Origin of the sequence: Pseudomonas sp. LP_7_YM (assembly GCF_004364435.1) — a bacterium.
Taxonomy (GTDB): Bacteria; Pseudomonadota; Gammaproteobacteria; order Pseudomonadales; family Pseudomonadaceae; genus Aquipseudomonas.
In genome coordinates, this window is the sequence record NZ_SOCT01000008.1 from 83984 (window position 1) to 106125 (window position 22142).

A 22142-nucleotide genomic window follows, 5' to 3' on the forward strand; every position below is an offset into this window, starting at 1 on the left:
TCGCGAAACGCCGTTAAGTCCGGCAGGGAGGGGGCGGATGTACGGCCCCATCGCGAATGAATTCGCTACCGCAGCTCGTGCGCGGCCACGGCCTGTTGCAACAATGACCCACGCAGTGAGTGCGGCTGCGCGCTGTCGATGTAGACGTCGGCGAACTGGCCGATGAGCTTGGGGTTGTCGCAGCGGAAGTTGACGATGCGGTTGTTCTCGGTGCGACCTTGCAGCTCGCCGGGGTCTTTCTTCGAGTAGTCGGTCACCAGAATGCGCTGCACGGTGCCAGCCATCTTGCGGCTGATCTCGTAGCCCTGGCGGTTGATCAGATCCTGCAGCTGCTTGAGGCGTTCTTTCTTGGTTTCTTCCGAGGTGTCGTCGGCAAGATCCGCCGCCGGTGTGCCGGGCCGCGAGCTGTAGACGAACGAATAGGAGAAGTCCATACCCACGTCTTCTACCAGCTTCATGGTCTGCAGATGGTCCTTCTCGGTTTCGCCGGGGAACCCGACGATGAAGTCCGAGCTGATGCAGATGTCCGGCACCGCCGCCCGCAGCTTGCGCAGGCGCGACTTGTATTCGAGGACGGTGTGATTGCGTTTCATGGCCGCTAGAATCCGGTCCGAACCCGATTGCACCGGTAGATGCAGGTGTTTGACGAGTTCCGGGACTTCAGCGTGGGCCTGGATCAGGCTGTCGGAAAACTCCAGCGGGTGCGAGGTGGTGTAGCGAATGCGGTCGATGCCGTCGATGGCAGCCACGACGCGAATCAGCTCGGCAAGGTCGGCCACGCGCCCTTCGTGGGTCACGCCGCGATAGCCATTGACGTTCTGCCCAAGGAGCGTGACTTCACGCACGCCGTTCTCGGCCAGGTGAATGACTTCGGTGATTACGTCATCGAACGGACGACTGACTTCCTCGCCGCGGGTGTAGGGCACCACGCAAAACGTGCAGTACTTGCTGCAGCCTTCCATCACCGACACATAGGCGCAAGGGCCATCGACACGTGGTTCGGGTAAATGATCGAACTTTTCGATTTCCGGAAACGAGACGTCGACCTGCGGCAGGCGAGTGATGCGCGCGGCATCGATCATCTCCGGCAGGCGGTGCAGGGTCTGCGGACCGAACACCACATCGACGTAAGGCGCGCGATCACGGATCGCCGCACCCTCCTGACTGGCGACGCAGCCACCGACGGCGATCACCATTTCCGGATTTGCCAGCTTAAGCTCACGCCAGCGGCCAAGCTGGGAATAGACGCGATCCTGCGCCCGCTCGCGAATCGAGCACGTGTTGAGCAGGATGACATCGGCGTCCTCCGCACGGGCGGTGACTTCCAGTGCCTGATGTTCACCCAGCAGGTCAACCATGCGCGAACTGTCGTACTCGTTCATCTGGCAGCCGTGGGTTTCAATGTAAAGCTTCTTGGCCATACGGGTTCGGATTCATCAGGTGATTCGAAGAACCGCGCATTATAGGGACCATGGCCCCAGCTTCCTAGCGTTGCGTAACCCGCGGCATGCTATAGTTCGCGCCCTTTTCAAAACACCGATCATTGCCTGCCTGTTATGACCAAACGCGAAGCTCCAATCTACAAGGTGATTTTTCTCAATCAGGGACAGGTGTACGAGATGTACGCCAAGCAGATCTATCAAAGCGATCTGTGGGGATTTCTGGAGGTGGAGGAGTTCGTCTTCGGCGAGCGTACGACCGTTGTGGTAGACCCGAGCGAAGAGAAGTTGAAGGCGCAGTTCGACGGTGTGGTGCGCAGCTTCGTGCCGATGCATTCGATCGTGCGTATCGATGAAGTCGAGCGCATGGGCACAGCGAAGATCAGCGAAGCGCGTCAGACCGGCAATGTCATGCCGTTTCCAATGCCGATGCCGGACAAATAGTTTCTGCGAGACACCTTTGGCGGCGGGCCCTGAAATCAGGGCTTGGCGCTGTCAGGAAAGGGCGCGAAAGGTGTGCGCCCTTCGGCGGTTTGCAGTTCCAGCAGGTATTTGCGGAAGATTTGCCCCAGCACCTGGGTGGCAACTTCAAGGTCCTCTTTCTTCATTTGCGCTGATACTTCGTCGGCCTGATCAAGCGCATCTTCCGAGCCATTGACCGCTGCCATCTTCAGCACGATATAGGCCTGGATGTTATTGGCCTGCACCCCTTCTCCACGGAAGAACATCAGACCCAGTTGATACTGCGCCTGCGGATGGCCCTGCAATGAGGCCTGTTCGAAGTAGTTGAGTGCCTGGGTGAGATCACGCGGCGCACTTTTGCCGTCGTAATAGAACTGTCCCAACTCGTATTGTGCCTGGGCATCACCGCCTTGCGCCGCCTGTTGACAGGTCGACAACGCCGCCGGCAGGTTGTCTGGCTGGGTATTCAGGGTGCAGCGACCCACCGCTGGTATTAACAACGAGTTGCCACCTGCATTCGCCAGCAGGGGATGAAGAAGCAACAGGCAGCCCAATGCAAGGGCGCGGCCGGTGCGGTTCATGGAAGTCGATTTACCTCTGAAAAGGGTGCGGGCAAGCCGTCCAGCTAAACGTGCTGACTGCGCATTATGAAATAAGCAGGGCCAACCTTACAAAGTCTTTACTGATTTTCTGCTGCACGGGTCTGATTGGCCTGTATTCAGGCGACCGGGCCGCCGCCAGGCTTGGTTTTCAACGCATCTTCCGCGAGCCAATCAGCTTTTTTAGTCGCTGGCTTGCTGGCGAATGCGCTGTGCCAGTCACCTTATTGACCGGCCCACCGCATTCGCTGTCGTCGGAGTCTCCGACGTCTACTCAGGTTGTGCAGCGCTTTTTCGAATTGCCCCCCACGGTGCCCGGTCGCAATCAGCCAATCGGCTCGTGTTGACCTGCTTTATTTCAACTGCGCGAATGCCTTCTCGGCGGCATCCAGTGTGTGTTGCAACTCTGCCTCGCCGTGGGCGATGGAGGTGAAGCCGGCTTCGAACGCGCTTGGCGCCAGATACACGCCGCCATCGAGCATCAGATGGAAGAAGCGCTTAAAGCGATCGGCGTCGCTGCTCATGACGTCCTCAAAGGTGACGATCTGTTTGGCGTCGGTGAAGTACAAGCCGAACATACCGCCCGCCTGAGTGGTCACGAACGGGATGCCCGCAGCGTCCGCGCGTTGTTGCAGCCCCTCAAGCATGCGCGTGGTGTAAGCGCTCAGTTCGTCATGAAAACCGGGACGGCTGATCAGGCGCAGCGTGGTCAGGCCCGCCGCCATGGCCAGCGGGTTACCCGACAACGTGCCTGCCTGATACACCGGCCCCAGCGGCGCGATGTGCGACATGATCTCGCGTTTGCCGCCGAAGCAACCCACCGGCATGCCGCCGCCGATGATTTTGCCGAAGGTGCTCAGATCAGGCTTCACGCCGTAGTGAGCCTGGGCGCCACCGAGGGCGACACGGAAGCCGGTCATCACTTCGTCGAAAATCAGCACCACACCGTGTTCGTCGCATGCTTGGCGCAGGCCTTGCAGGAACCCCGGCGCCGGTGGCACGCAGTTCATGTTGCCAGCAACCGGCTCGACGATGATGCAGGCCACTTCCTGGCCCACTTCAGCCAGCATCGCCTTAACGGCGTCGATGTCGTTGAACGGCAGGGTTAGCGTATGTTTGGCGAATGCAGCGGGAACGCCCGGCGAACTCGGCACTCCCAGCGTCAGCGCACCTGAACCGGCCTTGACCAGCAGGCTGTCGGAGTGGCCGTGGTAGCAACCTTCGAATTTGATGATGCTGTCGCGGCCGGTATAACCACGGGCCAGCCGGATTGCGCTCATGGTGGCTTCAGTGCCGGAGCTGACCATGCGCACCATTTCCATCGACGGCACGATCGAGCAGACCAGATCGGCCATCTCGGTCTCCATCGCGGTCGGTGCGCCGTAGGACAAACCGTGTTCCAGCTGCTTGCGCACGGCATCCAGTACATCCGGGTGACTGTGGCCGAGAATCATCGGCCCCCAAGAGCCCACGTAATCCACATAGCGTTTGTCGTCTTCGTCGGTGACGTAGGCGCCAGCGGCATGTTTGAAGAACAACGGCGTGCCACCGACGCTTTTGAATGCGCGAACCGGCGAGTTGACGCCGCCTGGGATGTGTTTCTGGGCGTTGGCGAACAGGGTTTCAGAACGGGACATGATGAAGGTCTCTGCTTGAATCGAATGAGATGAACCGGCCCGACGTCAGGTCAGGCCGGTTTGAAGAGGTCGTTGAAGGCACGGGCGCGGCGCGTCACTTCCTGGGTCGTCTCGGCGCCGAACAAGCCATGCACCACCGCGAGCAGGTCAGCGCCGTGAGCCACCAGTGGCGCGGCGTTTTCCAGGGTGATGCCACCGATGACAGCGATGGGCAACTTGATGCGCTGACGTGCTTCGGCCAGCATTTCCAGGCTGCACGCGGGCGCGCCGGGCTTTGTGCTGGAGTTGAAGAAGCGGCCGAATGCGACGTAGGTGGCTCCGTCGACCCTGGCTTTTTCCGCCAGTTCAAGCTGCGCATGGCAGGTGGCACCCACGATGGCCTTGTGACCGAGCAGAGCGCGGGCGTCCGGCAGTGAGCCGTCGGTTTGCCCCAGGTGCACCCCGACGCCAAGCCGTGCGGCGACTTCGGCGTCATCGTTGATGATCAAGCGGGTCTTGTAGCACTCGCACAGTTTCAGCAGTTCCGAGGCCTCGCGCAGGCGGTGAGTCTCGTCACCGGATTTGTCGCGGTATTGCAGAAGTGTCACGCCGCCGTCGAGTGCTGCTTTGACATAGGCCAGAAATTTGCCAGCCAGTAGCTGGCTGTCGGTAACGGCATACAGGCCACGTAGTTTCATCAGGGGTGCCTCTTTTTTCGTGGCGTTACGAGCAGAAATCCAACGGCAGGCGCCGGGGCACGAACTGCCCCTTGCCCAGTTGCTCTGCGTCGCGCAACGTGCGCCAAGTGTAGTCCAGTGCTATTTGCACAGCCCCGATCAGGTCCTGCCCCAGCGCCAAACGACCGGCCAGCGCGCTTGCCAGTGTGCAGCCGGAGCCGTGATAACTGCCTGGCAGCCGCTGGCAGGTGAAGGTGCGCGGCTTTGCGTTGCGTATGTAGAGGCGGTTGTGAACCTCGTGCTCGTCGCCGTGCCCACCTGTGATCAGCAAATGCTCGCAGAACGGCAGGAGTTTTTCGGCGCATTCGTCGGCGCTGCCCTCGGGCAGTTCAGCCAGAATCCGCGCCTCAGGCAGGTTCGGCGTGGCTATGGTCGCCAACGGCAGCAGACGCTCGCGCATGGCATAGCCCACTTCATCCCTGCCAAGCCGCCCGCCGCCCCCGGCACGCAGGACAGGGTCGCAGACCGTGGGCAGATGCGGATTGGCCTGGAGCAAACCGACCACGGTGTCGACCATCTCCAGCGAGCCGAGCATTCCCAGCTTCACGGCAGCGACCGGTGAGTCGTTAAGCACGGCATTAGCCTGTGCAAGGACCCATTCGCGATCCAGCACCCGAAAGTCGGTAACGTTCACGGTGTCCTGAATCGTCAGCGCAGTGATCGTTGGCGCAGCGTGACAACCCTGAGCGAGCAGTGCTTCGATATCGGCCTGCAAGCCGGCACCGCCACTGGGATCGTGGCCGGAGAAACAGAGGACAACAGGGCGGGAGCTATAGATATTCATGGTGCGCGAGCTTACCACTAAAGCTTTTGGCGGGCTGCCGGTCGCTGGCAGATTTTTCAAGCAGCCGGACTGGAAGGCTCTAATTCAACGCTCGCAGGCACGATAGTACCAATTGACCTGAAAGCGTCATGAAAGTATGTCGGGTGACGATACAGATAGTGTCAAGCAGCTATCAGTCGTTATGCTGTCGGACGGTATGCCGTTTTTTCCGTCAAAAGAGTGAGCGCAAGTGCTTTACCCGTTAAGCAGACTGGCCGAAATTTCGGTCCTGAATCGAATGTTGCCTCCCATGGATCAAGGGTATCAGCTCGCCGCTCAGAGTACGGTTGGCGGGGTTGCATGCGTCTTTTTCTGACCCTGCTGCTGATCCTGCTGCCGACACTGGCCAGCGCTGTGGAGTTTGATGAGACCACGCGCATGCTGGCATTGGGTTCCGCGACCCAGGTATTCGAAGATGCGACAGGCGTTGCCACGATCAAGGAAGTGGCGTCGCCCGAAGGTCAGTCCCGGTTTCGCGCGCTGGAAGGTAACGCGCTTAACGCAGGTTTTTCAAAATCGGTGTTCTGGTTGAAGGTGCAACTGACCTACCGGCCGGTCAATCCGGTGGCCTTTGCCGACTGGTTACTGGAGCTTGCGTATCCTCCGATGGATCACGTTGATCTGTACCTGGCGAGCGACACAGCCGAGCCAAGCCTGACCTGGCAGACCGGCGACATGCTGCCCTTTGACAGCCGTCAGGTAAAACAGAACAACTACCTGTTTGAACTGAACCTTGCGCCCAACGAAAGCAAGACTGCCTACGTGCGCATTTCCAGCCATGGCTCGGTGCAGGCCCCGCTCAATCTCTGGGCCAGTCATGCGTACATCGAGGATCAACCGGCGCGGCTTTATATTCTCGGCATGATCTACGGCGTACTGGCGGTGATGCTGGTCTACAACCTGTTCATCTATATGAGCGTGCGTGACACCAGCTACCTCTATTACATCTGCTATATCACCTGTTTCGGGCTGTATCAGGTGTCGGTCAATGGCGCCGGGATCGAATTTTTGTGGCCGGACAATCCCTGGTGGGCCAACACATCGACCACTTACCTGATTGCCGCAGCGATCCTTTTCGCCAGCCAGTTCGCCCGTAAATTCCTGCAAACCCGAAGGCTGGGGCGGTGGCTGGATGTTCCGCTGTGGCTGATGATGGCCTGCGCGGCGGTGATCATGGTGCTCTCCTTAACGCTGGATTACGGCATAGCGCTGCGCCTGGTCACGGGCCTGGTGTTTGTGTTTACCCCGGTGATTCTGCTGATTGGCATCGTTGCCTGGCTCAAGGGCCGCCGTGTCGCACGTTACTTCATCTTCGGCTGGTCGGCGTTTCTGCTGGGCGGCGTCGTCAACGCCACCATGTTGCTGGGCCTACTGCCGAATAATTTCTGGACCATGTACGCCAGTCAGATCGGTTCGGTAGTGGAAGTTGCACTGCTGTCGCTGGCATTGGCCGATCGCATCAACACTCTGCGGGAGCGCCAGACGCAGATTCTGGCGCAGTCGAGCAAGGACCTGGAGAAGCTCAACCAGCAATTGGCTGTCAGCAACCGCTTGAAAGACGAGTTTCTGGCCACGCTCACTCACGAACTGCGCACGCCGATGAATGGCGTCATCGGCTCGCTTGAACTGATGCAGCTGGACGCAGCCGAGCATGATATCCAGTTGTACCGCCAGACCGCGGCCGACTCCGCGCAGAACATGATGGGCATCGTCAACGGCATTCTGACCCTCACCGAGTTGCAGGCCGGCCGCGTCACGGTGCAGAGCCAAGCCTTTGGCCTGCGGCATTTACTGTTTCGGATACGCAGCACGTTCGAGCCTGTGGCCCGCGGCAAGGGCCTGGCCTTGAGCGTCGAGCTCGATGAAGAACTGCCGGACAGCTTGCAGGGCGATGCGCTGAAATTGCGTCAGTGCCTGGAGTGCCTGACCGACAACGCCATCAAGTTCACCCGGCACGGTTCGGTCAGGATTTGCGTAAAGGGTCACACCGACGATCAGCAGGTGCGCTTGCTGATCGATGTCATCGACACCGGCATTGGCTTCGTTCGGGACGAAGAAACCCTTTACGCCAACTTCTATCAGGTGGATGGATCGATGACCCGCGAGTACGGTGGCCTTGGCATTGGGCTGGGGATCTGCCGTCAATTGATCGAATTGCTGGGTGGCCGTTTGAGCCATCAGTCCGAGCCAGGCAATGGCAGTCAGTTCAGGTTGAGTCTGGACGTACAGCGAGGGGCGCCGCCGGTGGTTTGATCGCAGTCAGAGTGAGGTAACTGCGCACTACCTATGGGAGCCCGCTTGCTGACTGACAGGGCAAAAGCGCCGTCATTTAGTCGGCTATGGCGCTTTTTTCGTCTTCCGCTGCGTGATTCACTGGTTCGCATCCGCTGGCGCTGCGCGCCAACTCGAACCGGAGCCCGCTCATGAATCTGCATCAGTTCGCCGAAACCCACGAAGTCACCAATCAGCCGCCGTCGCTGGACGGAACCAATCTTTACCGCATCGACCTGCCGTTGCAGCAATGGTCGAGGCGTTTCGGTGCGGGCTGGGCGCAGGCGAAAATCGATGCCTACGGCGCGTTGGCAGGCGGGCCGCTGATGGAGGCGGGGTTTCTCGCCAACCAGAACAAGCCGGTGTTCGTCAGCCATGACCGCTACGGTCATCGCATCGATCTGGTGGAGTTTCATCCCGCTTACCATCAGTTGATGCAGACCGCTGTCGAACACGGTATTGCTTCGCTGCCCTGGACGGATCCACGGGAAGGCGCTCACGTTGCCCGCGCGTGCATGAGTTACCTGCACACTCAGGCCGAGGCGGGGAGCGGCTGTCCGCTGACCATGACCTTCGCCAGCGTTCCGGCCCTGAGATTGCAGCCTGAGCTGGCCGACATCTGGCTGCCGAAAATCTTCGCGACTCAGTACGACCCGCGCAACGTCGGGATCGCTCATAAAACCGGGGTCACTATTGGCATGGCGATGACCGAGAAGCAGGGTGGCACCGACGTGCGGGCCAACACCACCCGGGCTTATCCGGTCGGTCAGCCTGGGCCCGGTCAGGCTTACGAGCTGGTGGGCCACAAGTGGTTTTGCTCTGCCCCCATGTGCGATGCCTTCCTCACCCTGGCCCAGACGGACAAGGGCCTAACCTGTTTCCTGCTGCCGCGCCACCGCCCGGATGACACACCTAACGCGTTCTGCATACAGCGCCTGAAGAACAAGCTGGGCAACTGGTCCAACGCTTCCAGCGAAGTGGAGTTTCGGGGTGCGCTGGCGTGGATGGTTGGCGAAGAAGGGCGCGGCGTGCCGACGATCATCGAGATGGTCGCCATGACCCGCTTTGATTGCATGGCCGGTTCCAGCGCCTTGATGCGTCAGGCGCTGACTCAGGCTGCGCATCATTGCGCGCATCGCACGGTCAGCGGGCGTGTACTCAGCGAGCAACCGTTGATGCAGAACGTGTTGGCCGATCTGGCGCTGGAGAGTGAGGCCGCGCTGGCACTGACCCTGCGCATGGGGCGTGCTCTGGAACGTCTGGACGACGCCCACGAAGCGCGTTTCGCCCGGCTGGTGACGGCGGTGGGTAAGTACTGGATCTGCAAACGGGCCCCGGCAATGATCAATGAAGCTGCCGAGTGTATGGGCGGTGCCGGGTACATCGAAGACACCATCCTGCCGCGTCTTTATAGGGAGGCGCCGGTGAACTCGACGTGGGAAGGCTCGGGCAACGTGCAATGCCTGGACGTACTGCGTGCGTTGTCGAAGGAGCCGGGCGTGCTGGATGCATTGTTCGATGAGCTGGGCGACGGACATGGCGACGCGCGTCTGGCGGCGCACATTAGTCAGTTGAAGACGGCGTTCAAGGACACCCATGACATCCAGTACCGCGCCCGGCAGCTGACAGAGGACATTGCCGTCGGACTTCAAGCCAAGTTGCTGCTGGAAGCGGGTAATTCGGTGGTCAGTGACGGCTTTATCGCCGGGCGTTTGCAGCACCCCGGCCGGGTCTACGGCACGCTGCCGCGAGGGGTGGATGTCCAGGCACTGGTGGCGCGCTCGTCCCCGACAATGGCCTGATCGACAATCCATTCGCGATACGTCGGCATGAGCGACACCTGTGTTTCGGATCTCCCACCGCTTTGCGAATGAATTCGCCGCACCTGGGGAATGCCGCGCCCGGTTTTGTTTCTCGTCAACGCCGCTCGTGTCTTCTCCCGCTGTTGCAGGCAAGATGGGGCCTTGCAAGAACAGAAGGATGCGCATTGTGACTGAAGCTTTTATTGTCGTAGAAACCGCCGAGCAAGCTGTGGACCGGCTTGCCCAGTTGCACGGTCGTGCAACCAGCGCCTTGAGCCAGGCGCTCAAGCGTTATCTCAAAGACCGCGTCGAGCCCGACGCCGCCGAGCGTCTGCTGTTCCGCTACCCCGAATTGCGTCTGACCTATCACTGCCACGGCGACGTGCCGCTGACCACTCGCGCCTATGCCAAGGTTCAACTGCCTGGCACTTACAGCATCACCGTCACCCACCCGGCAGCGTTCCGCAAATACTTGCTCGAACAGCTCGTGCCGCTGATGAACGACTACACCGTGACGATCGAAGTCGGGGTCAGCGAGCAGAACATTCCTTACCCGTATGTGGTCGAGCAGGGCGACGAACTGGCGGGCACTGGCGTTACCGCCGCGACGCTTGCCCGTGTGTTCCCAAGTACCGACCTGTCTGCTGCCACCGATGGCATCGCCGATGGCCTGTACGACTGGGCCAACACCGACCCGCTGCCACTGGCACTGTTCGATGCGGCCCGTGTGGACTTCTCGCTGCGCCGGCTGGTGCACTACACCGGCAGCGACTGGCGCCATGTGCAGCCGTGGATTTTGCTGACCAACTACCACCGCTACGTCGACCAGTTCATCGTCCACGGCCTTGAGAAACTGCGTGACGATCCGCGTTTCGTGAAAATGGTCCTGCCGGGCAATGTCATCGTCGACAAAAGCATGGATTACGGCGAGGCCCAGGCCATCGTCGCAAGCGTGGTCTGGCACCGTTATCAGATGCCGGCCTATCACCTGATCGCTGATGACGGTCACGGCGTCACCCTGGTCAACATTGGTGTCGGCCCATCCAATGCCAAAAACATCACCGACCACCTGGCCGTGCTGCGACCGCATTGCTGGCTGATGATCGGTCACTGTGGCGGGCTGCGTCAGTCGCAAACCATCGGCGATTACGTGCTGGCCCACGCCTATATGCGTCGTGACGGCATTCTTGATCGTGTACTGCCACCGAACATCCCGATCCCCGCCCTGGCCGAAGTGCAGTTGGCCTTGCAGGAATCGGCAGCGCAGATCACGGGCGAGCGTGGCGAGGACCTGAAAAAACGCCTGCGCACCGGCACCGTGCTGACTTACGACGACCGTAACTGGGAACTGCGCTGGGCGCAGGAGCGACCACTGATCAACCTGTCGCGCGCCGTGGCTGTGGACATGGAAAGCGGCACCATTGCCGCTCAGGGCTATCGTTTGCGCGTCCCGTACGGGACTTTGCTCTGTGTCTCCGACAAGCCGTTGCACAGCGAAATCAAGTTGCCAGGCTCGGCCAACGCCTTCTACGAGCGCGCCGTGACTCAGCATTTGAAGATCGGCATTGCGGCACTGGACCTGATGCGCACCCAGCTCAACTCGCTGCACTCGCGCAAACTGCGCAGCTTCGATGAGCCGCCGTTCCGCTGATTTGCTGGCTGTTCAGGGAAAGGGCCACTACAGTGGCCCTTTCCGTTTTCATGCTTTGAGCCGATATGCCCCGCCATCAACGTCCTGTCTCCCGCCGCCCGGCACCGAATGCTTCCGGGGCACCCCGCCGTGTCGCCAAGGCTCCGCCTGCAGAGCCCCGGTTAATCCTGTTCAACAAGCCGTTCGATGTGTTGACCCAATTCAGCGATGGCGAAGGCCGGGCGACGCTTAAGGATTTCATCGAGATCCCCGGAATCTACCCGGCCGGACGGCTGGACCGTGACAGCGAAGGCCTGCTCTTGCTGACCAACGACGGTCAGTTGCAGGCGCGCATCGCCGATCCCAAACACAAATTGGCCAAGACGTATTGGGTGCAGGTGGAAGGTGAGCCTTGCGAGGAGCAGCTGCAAAAACTGCGCGAGGGCGTCGAGCTCAACGACGGCCCGACGTTGCCCGCAGAAGCCAGGCGACTGGACGAACCCGATCTCTGGCCGCGTAATCCGCCGGTACGCTTTCGCAAAAGTGTCCCGACGCATTGGCTGGAACTGGTGATCAAAGAAGGCCGGAATCGGCAGGTGCGCCGGATGACTGCAGCGGTCGGGCTGCCTACCCTACGGCTGGTCAGGGTGCGAATTGGCGACTGGAGCATCGAGGATCTGGATCAAGGGCAGTGGCGCGAAGTGCCGGCGAAGTTGTAAGGGTGGATCAGGCGATCACGTTTCTGCGAGGTTGTTCACAACCCCATATGGGAGCGAAATTATTCGCGATGGGATTGAACAGCCAACCGCCCTCGTAGCCTGAAACATTTTTCGCGAATGAATTTGCGCCCATTAAGAATCGTGAAATAGAGGGTTATGGATGCTGTTCAAGATAAGCAATCACCACACTCTTGATCACGAACGCCAGCACGCCCAGGCCTAGCACTGCGAAGAGAATCACCGTGCCATAACGGCCTGCCTGGGATTTTTTCGCCAGGTCCCAGACGATGAAGCCCATGAAACCGACCAGCACAGTAATCAGAATGGTCATCATCCATTGTTCGAATAACTCGGTTTCCACGCTCATCTCCATGGAGTGCTCGGACGTTGACGTTAGAACACGTGCAGACATCAGTTGCGCAGGTGCACCAGCGGCAGTTCGGTACTGGCCAGAACCTGATTGAGCACGAAACTCGAGCGTACGCTGGTGACCCCGTCGATACGGGTCAGATGGCCTAGCAGGAATTTCTGATAGTGGTCCATGTCCGGCACCACCACTTTCAGTTGATAGTCGGCATCGACACCGGTTACCAGGCTGCATTCGAGAACTTGCGGCAGATTGCGTATCTGCTGCTCGAAGTTCTCGAAACGGTCAGGGGTGTGGCGGTCCATGCCGATCAACACATAGGCCGTCAGACTCAGCCCCAGTTTTTTGCGATCCAGCAGCGCGACCTGACGAACGATATAGCCATCGTCTTCCAACTGTTTGACCCGTCGCGAGCAAGGCGATGGCGAGAGGCCGATGCGTTCTGCCAGCTCCTGATTGGAGATGCGTGCGTCACGCTGCAGTTCGGCCAAAATACTCAGGTCATATCTATCGAGCTTGCTCACGGAAGGCACCTTTTTAAGAACGATTGCGCCGAATTATTCATCCGAAGTGAAAAATTGCGCAAGCGGTGTTTTAGTCAGCAATATTCGCAATCCTGTGGCGCGCTTCCAAGCCTATTCTTTTAACCAGAATCACTGCCCGGACACAGCGTCCAGCGCGGCCCGCCGAATCAGGCCAGCCGCGGCCTCCAGCCCCACAGGGTTGATCAGGCCACCGGGCTACGCACTGTCCAGAAGACGATGCGAGGTGAGCCGGCGTCAAAAGCGTCGAGCCAGGACGAAATATTCGCGAGAGGGCCGATGAGCCCTCTTTTTTGTGCCTGCGATTTATGCAAAGACGATCTTGATAGCGCGCCTGGACGCGATTGCGGTGTGTCAGCCGATGAATCTTTTGTTGATTCAACGCCATCGCGGGCAAGCGCGTGCCTACAGTTTCGATCAGCGCGCTGATACAGTGCGGCGAACGGCGCATCCACAATGCAGTCCTATCAACAGGTATCCGCGCCGCAGTGAGGAAAGCATGAGCACGTGCATCTGGCGTTTGACAGGTGTCAGTCTTCTGGCCTTGAGCATCAGTGCTCAGGTGCTGGCCGACGATAACAATCAACAGCAACAGCAACAGCAACAGCATGAGCAGCAACAGCACAATGAGCAGCAGCAACGCCAGCAACAGCAGCGTGGCTTCGAGCAGCAGCGTCAGCAGCAACAGAATCAGCAGCGCAGCTTTAACCAACAACAGCAGCAGCAGCAGCAGCAGCAGCAGCAGCAGCAGCGTCAGGTTCAGCAGAACCAGCAACAGCGTGCCGATCAACAGCGCCAGCAGCAGGACCGCGAGCGTAATCAGCAACAACAGCAACAACAGCAACGCCAGCAGCAACAACAATTGCAGCAGCGCCAGTTGCAGGATCGCCAGAGCAGCCTGCCGATCCAGGGTCGCCCCGACACCGTGGTGCAGACCCAAGAGCCGCGTCAGGGCTTCTACCGCGATCAGCCCCGTGAAAACAATCCCTGGCGTGGCGGTGAGCATCGTCCAGGCAACGGTCAGCCTGGTGGTGATGGCTGGGGCGGCGGGCCGCGCTATAGGCCTGGCTACGAGATAGACCGCATGCCGGGTGGCTACTCGCGCGTGCCGTATCGCGGTAACGATTATTTCTATTCAGGTGGCTACTGGTATCGCCCACAAGGCCCGCGTTACGTAGTCATCGCTCCGCCGCGTGGTGTGCGGGTACGCTACCTGCCGGATTACGCGCAGCAAGTCTGGCTGGGCAGCGCTCTGTTCTTCCTGGCAGCGGGCACCTATTACAGCTACGAGCAGAGTACCAACGAATACATCGTGGCCGAACCGCCGCAGGGTGCGCAGCCGGTATACTCGCCGCAACAGATCCAACAGCCTGCTGACCCCTATGACGTGGCTGCGTACCCAGGCAATGGCCAGACGCAGCAGCAGGTCGAGCAGGACCGTTATGATTGCTACCGCTATGCCGTGCAGCAAAGCAACTTTGATCCGGCGGCTGCCACATACCAGCCTGCGCCTGACGTGGTCGGGGTTTATCGTCAGGCCATGGCCGGGTGTTATGCGGGGCGGGGGTATAGCGTTCAGCAGTGATGACCCGATGATCCGCCTGTGCGAGTGAGGCTCACTTGCACAGGCGATCATCTTCACTGCACGTTAGATCAGTTCAATACCGGGCCATTGGCCTGCAGTACTTCCTGTGGATCGGCGTGTACCAGCACCTCGGCTTTGGGGTATTCGGCGATGATCGCGCGCTCGACCTGCTCGCACAGGCCGTGCGCAACCCGAAGCGTCAGCGCCCCAGGCAATTCCAGATGCAGCTGCACGAACCAGTGATTGCCGGAGATACGCGTACGCAGGTCATGAGCGCCGAGCACGCCGGGTACGTTCTGCGCCAGCTCCAGCATTTTTGCGCTGACCCCGGGTTCAAGCTCGGCATCCATTAGCACCGAGATCGTTTCCCGGGCAATCGACACCGCGCTCCACAGGATGTAGAACGCGATCACCAGACCAAAATACGCATCCAGCTGGTCATACCCGAAGTACGCCAGGCCCAGCGCCACCATGATGCTGATATTGAGCAGCAGGTCGGAACGGTAGTGCAGCGAGTCAGCACGAATGGCCGCCGAGCCGGTTTCCTTCACCACCTTATGCTGGAACGTCAGCAGGGCAATGGTAAGGGCGATCGACAACAGCATCACTAAAATGCCCAATCCCGGCGCCCCAAGAGGCTGCGGATGCTGAATGCGCTCGAAGGCCTGAAAACCGATCAGAAATGCACTGACTGCGATGAACAAGGACTGAGCCATGCCCGACAATGCCTCGGCCTTGCCATGCCCGTACCGATGATCATCATCGGCAGGACGCAGCGCGTAATGCACCGCCAGCAGATTGAGGAACGACGCTGCGCCGTCGAGCAGCGAGTCGGTCAGCCCCGCCAGCAGGCTGACCGAGCCACTCATCCACCAGGCCACGGCCTTGGCGACGATCAGAATGCTGGCGACCGCCAGCGATGCCCGCGTCGCCAGACGCAGTAACCGGGCATGTTCAGGGCTGGTGCTCATGGTGCTTCCTTCAGGCAGAACGTCGAAGACATCAAGCGGACGGTGCCAGACCCAGCGAGGCCAGTTGCTGCGCGCTGCCTTTGTGCTGAATCAGGCGGGGATCGTCCAGCGGCAGTGTGCGGCCCAGCTCGGTCTGGATGATCGCTTGCAGCTTGGCGTTGTCCACCGAACCGTCGGCCTTAACGGCAGGTTGCAGTTTCTGCGGGTCTATCCGGGCCTGTTTACCGGAAGGCAGATAGATTGCACCGGTCGCGAAGTCGACAGCAAAGGCGATGACGCCGGGAATGATGTAGAACAAAAGACCGACAGCATCGAGCACTACGATTGCCGGGTCCATCCGGCCATTGCCCTGAATCTGACCGCGACGGTCAGGGTAGAAAATACTGCCGCAGGCGGTCAGTTGAGCCAGCAGGCTTACGGCCAGAGCGCCGCCGATCAAACGGGAAGTGATTGGCATGGAGATCCCCTCAGAGAAAGTCGCAACTATACAAGGCAAATGCCTAAGCAATAAGACTATCCGGCGCACTGGACGGTTCTGTATGAAGAGACCGAATTTCAGAGATCGCTGTTGAGTACGGTCATGGGAATGCTGGAGGGCCAACGTCCATTGGCCAGCCAATCGACCAATTGTTCAGGCGCAAGGGGTTTTGCGAAGTAGTAACCCTGACCCTCGTGGCAACCCCAGCCGCGCAACAGGTGGTAATGAAGTTCGGTTTCAATCCCTTCTGCCACCACGGTGAGATTCAGGTCCCTGGCCAGGCTGATCAAGCCGCGCACGATGTGCCAGTCGCTGCTGCCCGGTTGGAGGTCGGCCAGTAGCGAGCGATCCAGCTTCACGCTGGTGGCGGGGATCTGCCGCAGGTAGGTCCAGTTGCTGTAACCGCTGCCGAAGTCGTCGATGCCCACGGCTACACCCAAGCGACGCAAGCGCAGAAGCTGTTCACGGACGGCGGCAAAGTCGGTTACCAGAACGTTTTCAGTGAACTCGAGTTCAAGGTACTGCGGGTCGATACCGTAGGTGTCCAGAGCCTGAGTCAGTTCATCGAACAATCTGCCGTCGGTCAGATCCAGCGCCGAAACGTTCAACGAGATCTTGATGGTCAATCCTTGGTTACGCCATTGCGCCAGCTGTTGACACACGTTGCGCACGACCCACCGAGTGATATTGCGTATCGAGGCGGTGGTTTCGGCCAAGCCGATGAATTCTGCCGGGCTGACTTCGCCCAGCGTCGGGTGAGTCCAGCGCAGCAACGCTTCAGCAGACGCGCAGCGGTCGCTGCTCAGGTCAACGCGAGGCTGATAAGCCAGTCGCAATTGGTCAGGGGCCAGCAATGCGGGTTCGATCGCATTGAGCAACGTCACGCTGCGGCGTAACGATGCATCGATCGCCGGATCGTAGTGAAGCCAGCGGTGGGTGCACTTGCGCGCTGCATCCGTAATGCTGGCCATCAACCGCAAGCTATCAACAGGTACTTGACCTTCTGCACCGAAATTCAGCACGCCGATGCCGACATCGGCCAGGACCGGTACATTACCGCTGTTCACTGGCCGTCCGAGGGCTTCGGTAATGCTGTCAAGCAAGCGGGGCAGAGAGTCCAGGACACGACAGTCCGCTATTATGGCGAAGCATAAAGTATTGGTCCGATACAGCTTCACGCCGGGGGGCAATAACCCGAGCAGCAGTTCTTTGACCGCCCGCATGAAGTCAACAAAGAAATCCAGACCCAGCGACTTGACCAGCCTGTCCATGCCCACCGCAGACAATGGCTCGATCAGGATCGCCGCCCGTTGCGATTGCGGGTCGCTCACACTGTGGATGTCCAGCTCGAAGCGTTGCCGGTTGGGCAGGCCAGTCATCTGATCGAAGAAGTGCTGCGAATGTATGGATTGCAGGCGGGCTACCACCACGCCCGCTGCATTTTGCAGAAAAGCCTTGTCCTGAGCGCTCATGGGCGCTCGTTTCGTCTGGTCGATCACGCACAGGCTGCCCAGCGCCAGCCCTGGCTGAACAACCAGAGGGGCGCCGGCGTAGTAACGAACAAAAGGTGCGCCACAGACCAGAGGGTTGTCGGCGAAACGGGCATCGGTATGCGTATCACATACTTCCAGCACGTCGGCGTCGCCAAGACTGTGGGCGCAGAAGGACGCTTCTCGCGATGTTCGCTGTAATTCAAGGCCTATCTTGGCCTTGAAAATCTGGAAATCACGGTCAACGATGCTGACCAGCGCGGTGGCGACGCCAAAATGCGCCGAAATCATCGCCACTACGCTGTTGAGTACAGGGTCAGAGCCGTTTGACAGATCCGCGGTCAGGCGATCGACTTCAGCCAGACGTGCTCGTTCGTCGAGAGTTGAGCTGGAGCTGTGCATGGATCCTTCCTGAGGTAATTCGTAATGGGGCGGCCAGGGTCGGATGAGGGCCCATTCATTTCGGGCAGCTTATCCATGACCCAACCCGACGCCTAATCAGACTTTTCACTGGAGTACTTCGACAAAGACTATCAGATGGCCATCATGGCTGTTGGCGACGATCGACTCAAGTCTAGAGTAGTTTTTGCCGATATCCTGTAAGCGCGCTGGCATGGGATGGCATTAACTGTCGCCCATGCCAAACCGATCTCCGAGGGGCGAGTGCATGTCCGAATCGACTGGCTCCTTCAAACGTCTGCTGGTGAACGATTTGTTTGCTTCGATTCTGCATAAAGGCCGTCGCCCGGTGCGCACGCACCCCGGTCCTGCTGCGCGCTATCTGGGGACAATCGCTGTCGTCGCGCTTTGCGGTTTGTTACGAGCCCAGATGCCCAGCACGGCACTGCCTTACCTGTTTTTTATTCCCGGGCTCATGTTTTGTGGATTCTGGTTCGGTGCCGGTGCCGGTGCCGGTGCCGGTGCGTCGGTGTTGGGCTGTGCGCTGGCAGTACTTGCAGCGCAGTATTTTTTCATCGGCCCGAAGGGCTTCGAGAGCGACTGGTTCAGTTGGGTCAATACGTTCAGCTTGGGTCTGGTCTGGTCTGGTCAGCCTGGCAATGGCCATGGTCTGCAACCTGTGCCGCACACTGACGCCGCGCATCGAATTCCAATTGCTGGCACCGGCTACCGCCTTGCTGTGCCTGTGCGATGCGCATCAGCTGGAAAATGCGGTATTGAACCTGTGCATCAATGCCCGTGATGCCATGCCTCGGGGTGGACGGCTGCGCATTGAAGTCAGTGAGGTCAAAATCGCTGCGCAGCAGGCCACTGCGGTGCTGCCCGAGGGTGACTATGCGCAGATCCGCGTGACCGATACCGGCCTTGGCATGCCCGGCAGCGTTCTGCAGCGAGCATTCGATCCTTTCTTCACCACCAAGCCGCGGGGAGCCGGCACCGGTTTGGGGCTGTCGATGGTCCAGGGTTTTGCTCGTCAATCCGCTGGCGAGGCTCAGATCGATTCGGTGGTGGGGCAGGGCACCACCGTTAGCCTGTTGTTACCGGTGTATCAAGGCGTATTGCCAGCGGTTGTCCCGGGCACCGGGGTGGCTGCCAATGACGCCGGTTCCAGTTCGCAGGGCGCGGTGCTGGTGGTTGATGACGAAGCTGGCATCCGTGATCATGTGGGTGAGGCGCTGCAGGATATCGGTTACCTCGTCACCGAAGCGGCCACAGCGACCGAGGCCTTGAGACTGTTGCCCGAACTAGCGACCTTGAGGCTGCTGATCACTGACATCGGACTGCCCGGAGGTATCGGCGGGGACGAACTGGCATCGCTGGCGATGCAGAAATGTCCGGGCCTCAAGGTGCTGTTTATCTCAGGCTTCTCTGAAAACTCCGTACCCACTGCGGCATTCGAAGAGGGGCGGGTGCATTGGCTGCCAAAGCCTTTTGCGATGAGCGAACTGAAGACGGCCATCGATCAACTGGTCGGCGAAGCCTGATGCCTTTGGGACTGGCACCAGCACCGGTTTAACCCTCGCATAGGCCACCCCGGCACGGCGTATACTGCGCCACCTGTTCGGGAGTGATCATGAGTTTTCTACCCATCGACAGCGCCTTGCCGTCGCTGCTTCAAGCCTTGCGTCAACACCCTGATGTTGTATTACAGGCGCCTCCCGGCGCAGGCAAAACCACACGCGTGCCATTGGCTCTGCTGAACGAGTCATGGCTCACCGGGCAAAGCATTCTTATGCTCGAGCCCAGGCGGCTTGCAGCGCGGGCGGCGGCGGAGCGGTTGGCGTCGGAGCTGGGCGAGCGGGTTGGCCAGACCGTTGGCTACAGGATCCGGCTGGATAGCAAGGTCGGCCCCGATACCCGGATCGAAGTCGTCACCGAAGGGATCCTCACCCGTCGCCTGCAGGAAGACCCGTCGCTGGAGGGCGTCGGCCTGCTGATCTTCGACGAGTACCACGAGCGCAGTCTCGATGCTGATCTTGCCTTGGCATTGAGCCTGAACGGCAGGGCGCTGTTTCGCGACGAACAGCCGCTGAAGATCCTGCTGATGTCGGCAACCCTGGAAGGCGAGCGGCTGTCGAGCCTGCTTGATGGCGCGCCGGTGATCAGCAGTAAAGGACGCATGTTCCCGGTGACGATGCAGTGGGGGCGGCCATTCCAGTCGGGCGAATTCATAGAGCCGCGGGTCGTCCAGACCATTCTCGACGCGCTGGGCAATGAAACGGGAAGCCTGCTGGTGTTTCTTCCGGGGCAGGCGGAGATTCGTCGGGTCAATCAACAGCTGGCTGACATGCTGGGCGAGCGCAGCGATGTGATGCTGTGTCCATTGCACGGCGAACTGGACATAAATGCGCAGCGTGCGGCCATCGAGCAGGCTCCGCCCGGCGTGCGCAAGGTGGTGCTGGCGACCAACATCGCCGAGACCAGCCTGACCATCGACGGCGTGCGGGTGGTGATCGACGCAGGGTTGGCGCGGGTGCCACGTTTCGATCCGGGCAGCGGCATGACCCGACTCGATACCCAGCGCATCTCCCGCGCCAGTGCCACGCAGCGTGCCGGTCGGGCCGGGCGTCTGGAGCCCGGCGTGTGTTATCGCCTTTGGTCAGAAGCACAGCATGACCAGCTTGCGGCCTATGGCGCTGCGGAAATCCTTCAGGCCGATCTCGCAGCTCTGGCATTGCAACTGGCACGTTGGGGTGTCGAGCCTTCCCATCTGACTTGGCTGGACACGCCTCCGGCTGCGGCTTACGCACAGGCTCAGGATTTGCTCGGTCGTCTCGGCGCGCTTTCCCGCAAGCCGGGCGAAGACTGGAAACTCACGCCACACGGGCAGGCGATGGCTGAAGTCCCGGCCCATCCGCGCATCGCTCATCTGCTGCTGCGCGGCCAGGAGCTGGGGCTTGGCGCCTTGGCCTGTGACGTTGCGGCATTGCTGGGCGAGCGCGACATCTTGCGCGGTGCGGGGGCGGACCTGCACAGCCGATTGACACTGTTGGCGGGCACCGAACGCGCAGCGCGTGGCGCTCAAGGCGGGGTGCAGCGGGCCAAACAGCTGGCCCGGCAATATCGCAGCTATGTGAAAGTCTCCCCAAAGCAGCCGGTGGTCGATCCCGATCATCCACGCTGGCTCGGCGCCTTGCTGGCGCTGGCGTACCCTGATCGCGTTGCTCAACAGCGCAAGGCTGGAGGCGCCGAATACCGACTGGCCAATGGTCGCGCTGCGCTGTTCGCAGAACCCGACGCGCTGATGAAACAGCCGTGGCTGGTGGTCGCGGACCTGGGCAGCCGTCAGGGTCAGAGGGAAGAGCGCATCTATCTGGCGGCCGAGTTCGATTCTGCACTCTTCGGTTCGATCCTTGCCGAGCAGGTCACTCTCCTTGATCAGCTGGACTGGGACGAGCGCGAAGGTGTGTTTCGCGCCGAACGTCAGCGCAAAGCCGGTGAGCTGATCATCAGTCGTGAGCCCTTATCCGGGCTGGATGACGCCGCTCGCGGTCAGGCGCTGCTGACATTGGTGCGACGCAAGGGGCTGGAACTGTTGCCCTGGACCGCAGAGTTGCGCCAATGGCAAGCGCGGATCGGCTTGCTTCGGCAACTGGATCTGCAGAAACAGGACAGCAGTGAGTGGCCGGATGTCAGCAACCAGGCATTGCTGGCGACGCTTGAACACTGGCTTCTGCCGTATCTGGGCAAGGTCACCCGGCTGAGCCATTTCAGTAATCTGGACCTGTCTTCGATCCTGCATAACCTGTTGCCCTGGCCGCTGCCGCAACGACTGGACGAACAGGCGCCGCATCATTTGCGTGTGCCATCGGGGTCGTCGGTGCGTGTGGATTACAGCGAACACCCGCCCATTTTGGCGGTGCGGCTGCAGGAGTTGTTCGGCCTGTGCGACACGCCTCGGATTGCGGGCGGACGGCAGATCGTCAAGCTGCACCTGTTATCTCCGGCGCGCAGGCCGGTGCAGGTTACTCAGGATCTGGCGAACTTCTGGCGCAGCACTTACGCCGAGGTGAAGAAGGATTTGAAGGGACGATATCCCAAGCATTATTGGCCGGATGACCCGTTGATTGCAGAGCCGACGGCGCGGGTGAAGCCGAGAAACTGAACCGCGAGCTGTCGTCCGGTCTCAATCACTCTGTAAAAGCCAGCGGG

19 protein-coding genes are annotated in these 22142 nt (G+C 60.1%); 9 read left to right on the top strand and 10 right to left on the bottom strand.

Annotated features, from left to right (window positions below; translation table 11 throughout):
- Positions 1 to 65: 65 nt before the first annotated feature.
- Entirely contained in the window at positions 66 to 1421 is a 1356-nt protein-coding gene (miaB, locus tag EC915_RS18360; protein WP_133751944.1) for a tRNA (N6-isopentenyl adenosine(37)-C2)-methylthiotransferase MiaB, read from the bottom strand.
- A gap of 135 nt (positions 1422 to 1556) precedes the next feature.
- Between miaB and EC915_RS18365 the strand changes: the two genes are divergently transcribed.
- The gene (locus EC915_RS18365) at positions 1557 to 1883 is read left to right on the top strand and encodes a DUF1820 family protein (RefSeq protein ID WP_062384926.1); all 327 of its coding nucleotides are present in this window, start codon (positions 1557 to 1559) and stop codon (positions 1881 to 1883) included.
- A gap of 35 nt (positions 1884 to 1918) precedes the next feature.
- Here EC915_RS18365 and EC915_RS18370 read toward each other — a convergent pair whose 3' ends face one another.
- From EC915_RS18370 to EC915_RS18385, 4 genes are all read right to left on the bottom strand, one after another.
- On the bottom strand, positions 1919 to 2482 hold the full coding sequence (locus EC915_RS18370; RefSeq protein ID WP_133751945.1) for a tetratricopeptide repeat protein: 564 nt from the start codon (positions 2480 to 2482) through the stop codon (positions 1919 to 1921).
- A 371-nt stretch (positions 2483 to 2853) separates the two neighbouring features.
- On the bottom strand, positions 2854 to 4137 hold the full coding sequence (gene hemL, locus EC915_RS18375) for a glutamate-1-semialdehyde 2,1-aminomutase (protein ID WP_133751946.1): 1284 nt from the start codon (positions 4135 to 4137) through the stop codon (positions 2854 to 2856).
- A gap of 50 nt (positions 4138 to 4187) precedes the next feature.
- A complete protein-coding gene (thiE, locus tag EC915_RS18380; protein WP_133751947.1) occupies positions 4188 to 4814 on the bottom strand; it encodes a thiamine phosphate synthase in 627 nt (208 codons plus the stop codon).
- A 25-nt stretch (positions 4815 to 4839) separates the two neighbouring features.
- The gene (locus tag EC915_RS18385) at positions 4840 to 5637 is read right to left on the bottom strand and encodes a hydroxymethylpyrimidine/phosphomethylpyrimidine kinase (RefSeq protein ID WP_133751948.1); all 798 of its coding nucleotides are present in this window, start codon (positions 5635 to 5637) and stop codon (positions 4840 to 4842) included.
- 339 nt (positions 5638 to 5976) lie between these two features.
- On the opposite strand from EC915_RS18385, the gene EC915_RS18390 reads away from it, so the two are divergent.
- The 4 genes from EC915_RS18390 (at position 5977) to EC915_RS18405 (ending at position 12098) form a co-directional block, all read left to right on the top strand.
- On the top strand, positions 5977 to 7929 hold the full coding sequence (locus EC915_RS18390; RefSeq protein WP_133751949.1) for a hybrid sensor histidine kinase/response regulator: 1953 nt from the start codon (positions 5977 to 5979) through the stop codon (positions 7927 to 7929).
- 170 nt (positions 7930 to 8099) lie between these two features.
- Positions 8100 to 9749: an acyl-CoA dehydrogenase family protein gene (locus tag EC915_RS18395; RefSeq protein ID WP_133751950.1), complete on the top strand. Its 1650-nt coding sequence runs from the start codon at positions 8100 to 8102 to the stop codon at positions 9747 to 9749.
- 154 nt (positions 9750 to 9903) lie between these two features.
- A complete protein-coding gene (gene amn, locus EC915_RS18400) occupies positions 9904 to 11400 on the top strand; it encodes an AMP nucleosidase (RefSeq protein ID WP_177413404.1) in 1497 nt (498 codons plus the stop codon).
- A 65-nt stretch (positions 11401 to 11465) separates the two neighbouring features.
- Entirely contained in the window at positions 11466 to 12098 is a 633-nt protein-coding gene (locus tag EC915_RS18405) for a pseudouridine synthase (RefSeq protein ID WP_133751952.1), read from the top strand.
- Positions 12099 to 12252: 154 nt separating this feature from the next.
- Here the strand turns inward: EC915_RS18405 and EC915_RS18410 are convergent, their stop codons facing one another.
- The gene (locus tag EC915_RS18410; RefSeq protein WP_372237926.1) at positions 12253 to 12432 is read right to left on the bottom strand and encodes a DUF2788 domain-containing protein; all 180 of its coding nucleotides are present in this window, start codon (positions 12430 to 12432) and stop codon (positions 12253 to 12255) included.
- A 77-nt stretch (positions 12433 to 12509) separates the two neighbouring features.
- Positions 12510 to 12989 (bottom strand): Lrp/AsnC family transcriptional regulator, encoded by a 480-nt coding sequence (locus EC915_RS18415; protein WP_133751954.1) that lies wholly within the window; start codon positions 12987 to 12989, stop codon positions 12510 to 12512.
- Between the two features lie 517 nt (positions 12990 to 13506).
- Between EC915_RS18415 and EC915_RS25700 the strand changes: the two genes are divergently transcribed.
- The gene (locus tag EC915_RS25700; protein ID WP_166651025.1) at positions 13507 to 14592 is read left to right on the top strand and encodes a DUF6515 family protein; all 1086 of its coding nucleotides are present in this window, start codon (positions 13507 to 13509) and stop codon (positions 14590 to 14592) included.
- 68 nt (positions 14593 to 14660) lie between these two features.
- Here the strand turns inward: EC915_RS25700 and EC915_RS18430 are convergent, their stop codons facing one another.
- The 3 genes from EC915_RS18430 to EC915_RS18440 all read right to left on the bottom strand — a co-directional run bounded on the left by EC915_RS18430 (position 14661) and on the right by EC915_RS18440 (position 17933).
- The gene (locus tag EC915_RS18430) at positions 14661 to 15563 is read right to left on the bottom strand and encodes a cation diffusion facilitator family transporter (RefSeq protein WP_133751956.1); all 903 of its coding nucleotides are present in this window, start codon (positions 15561 to 15563) and stop codon (positions 14661 to 14663) included.
- Between the two features lie 31 nt (positions 15564 to 15594).
- Complete coding sequence (locus tag EC915_RS18435; RefSeq protein ID WP_133751957.1) at positions 15595 to 16020, bottom strand: polyribonucleotide nucleotidyltransferase; 426 nt, start codon at positions 16018 to 16020, stop codon at positions 15595 to 15597.
- A gap of 98 nt (positions 16021 to 16118) precedes the next feature.
- Complete coding sequence (locus EC915_RS18440; RefSeq protein WP_133751958.1) at positions 16119 to 17933, bottom strand: sensor domain-containing phosphodiesterase; 1815 nt, start codon at positions 17931 to 17933, stop codon at positions 16119 to 16121.
- Between the two features lie 265 nt (positions 17934 to 18198).
- Here EC915_RS18440 and EC915_RS24880 point away from each other — a divergent pair, with 265 nt between their 5' ends.
- The 3 genes from EC915_RS24880 to hrpB all read left to right on the top strand — a co-directional run bounded on the left by EC915_RS24880 (position 18199) and on the right by hrpB (position 22095).
- The gene (locus tag EC915_RS24880) at positions 18199 to 18732 is read left to right on the top strand and encodes a hypothetical protein (protein WP_166651026.1); all 534 of its coding nucleotides are present in this window, start codon (positions 18199 to 18201) and stop codon (positions 18730 to 18732) included.
- Positions 18644 to 19474 (top strand): ATP-binding protein, encoded by an 831-nt coding sequence (locus tag EC915_RS18445; protein ID WP_166651027.1) that lies wholly within the window; start codon positions 18644 to 18646, stop codon positions 19472 to 19474. Before EC915_RS24880 ends, EC915_RS18445 begins: the two co-directional genes overlap by 89 nt.
- Before the next feature lie 89 nt (positions 19475 to 19563).
- Entirely contained in the window at positions 19564 to 22095 is a 2532-nt protein-coding gene (gene hrpB / locus EC915_RS18450) for an ATP-dependent helicase HrpB (protein ID WP_133751960.1), read from the top strand.
- Positions 22096 to 22142: the final 47 nt, after the last annotated feature.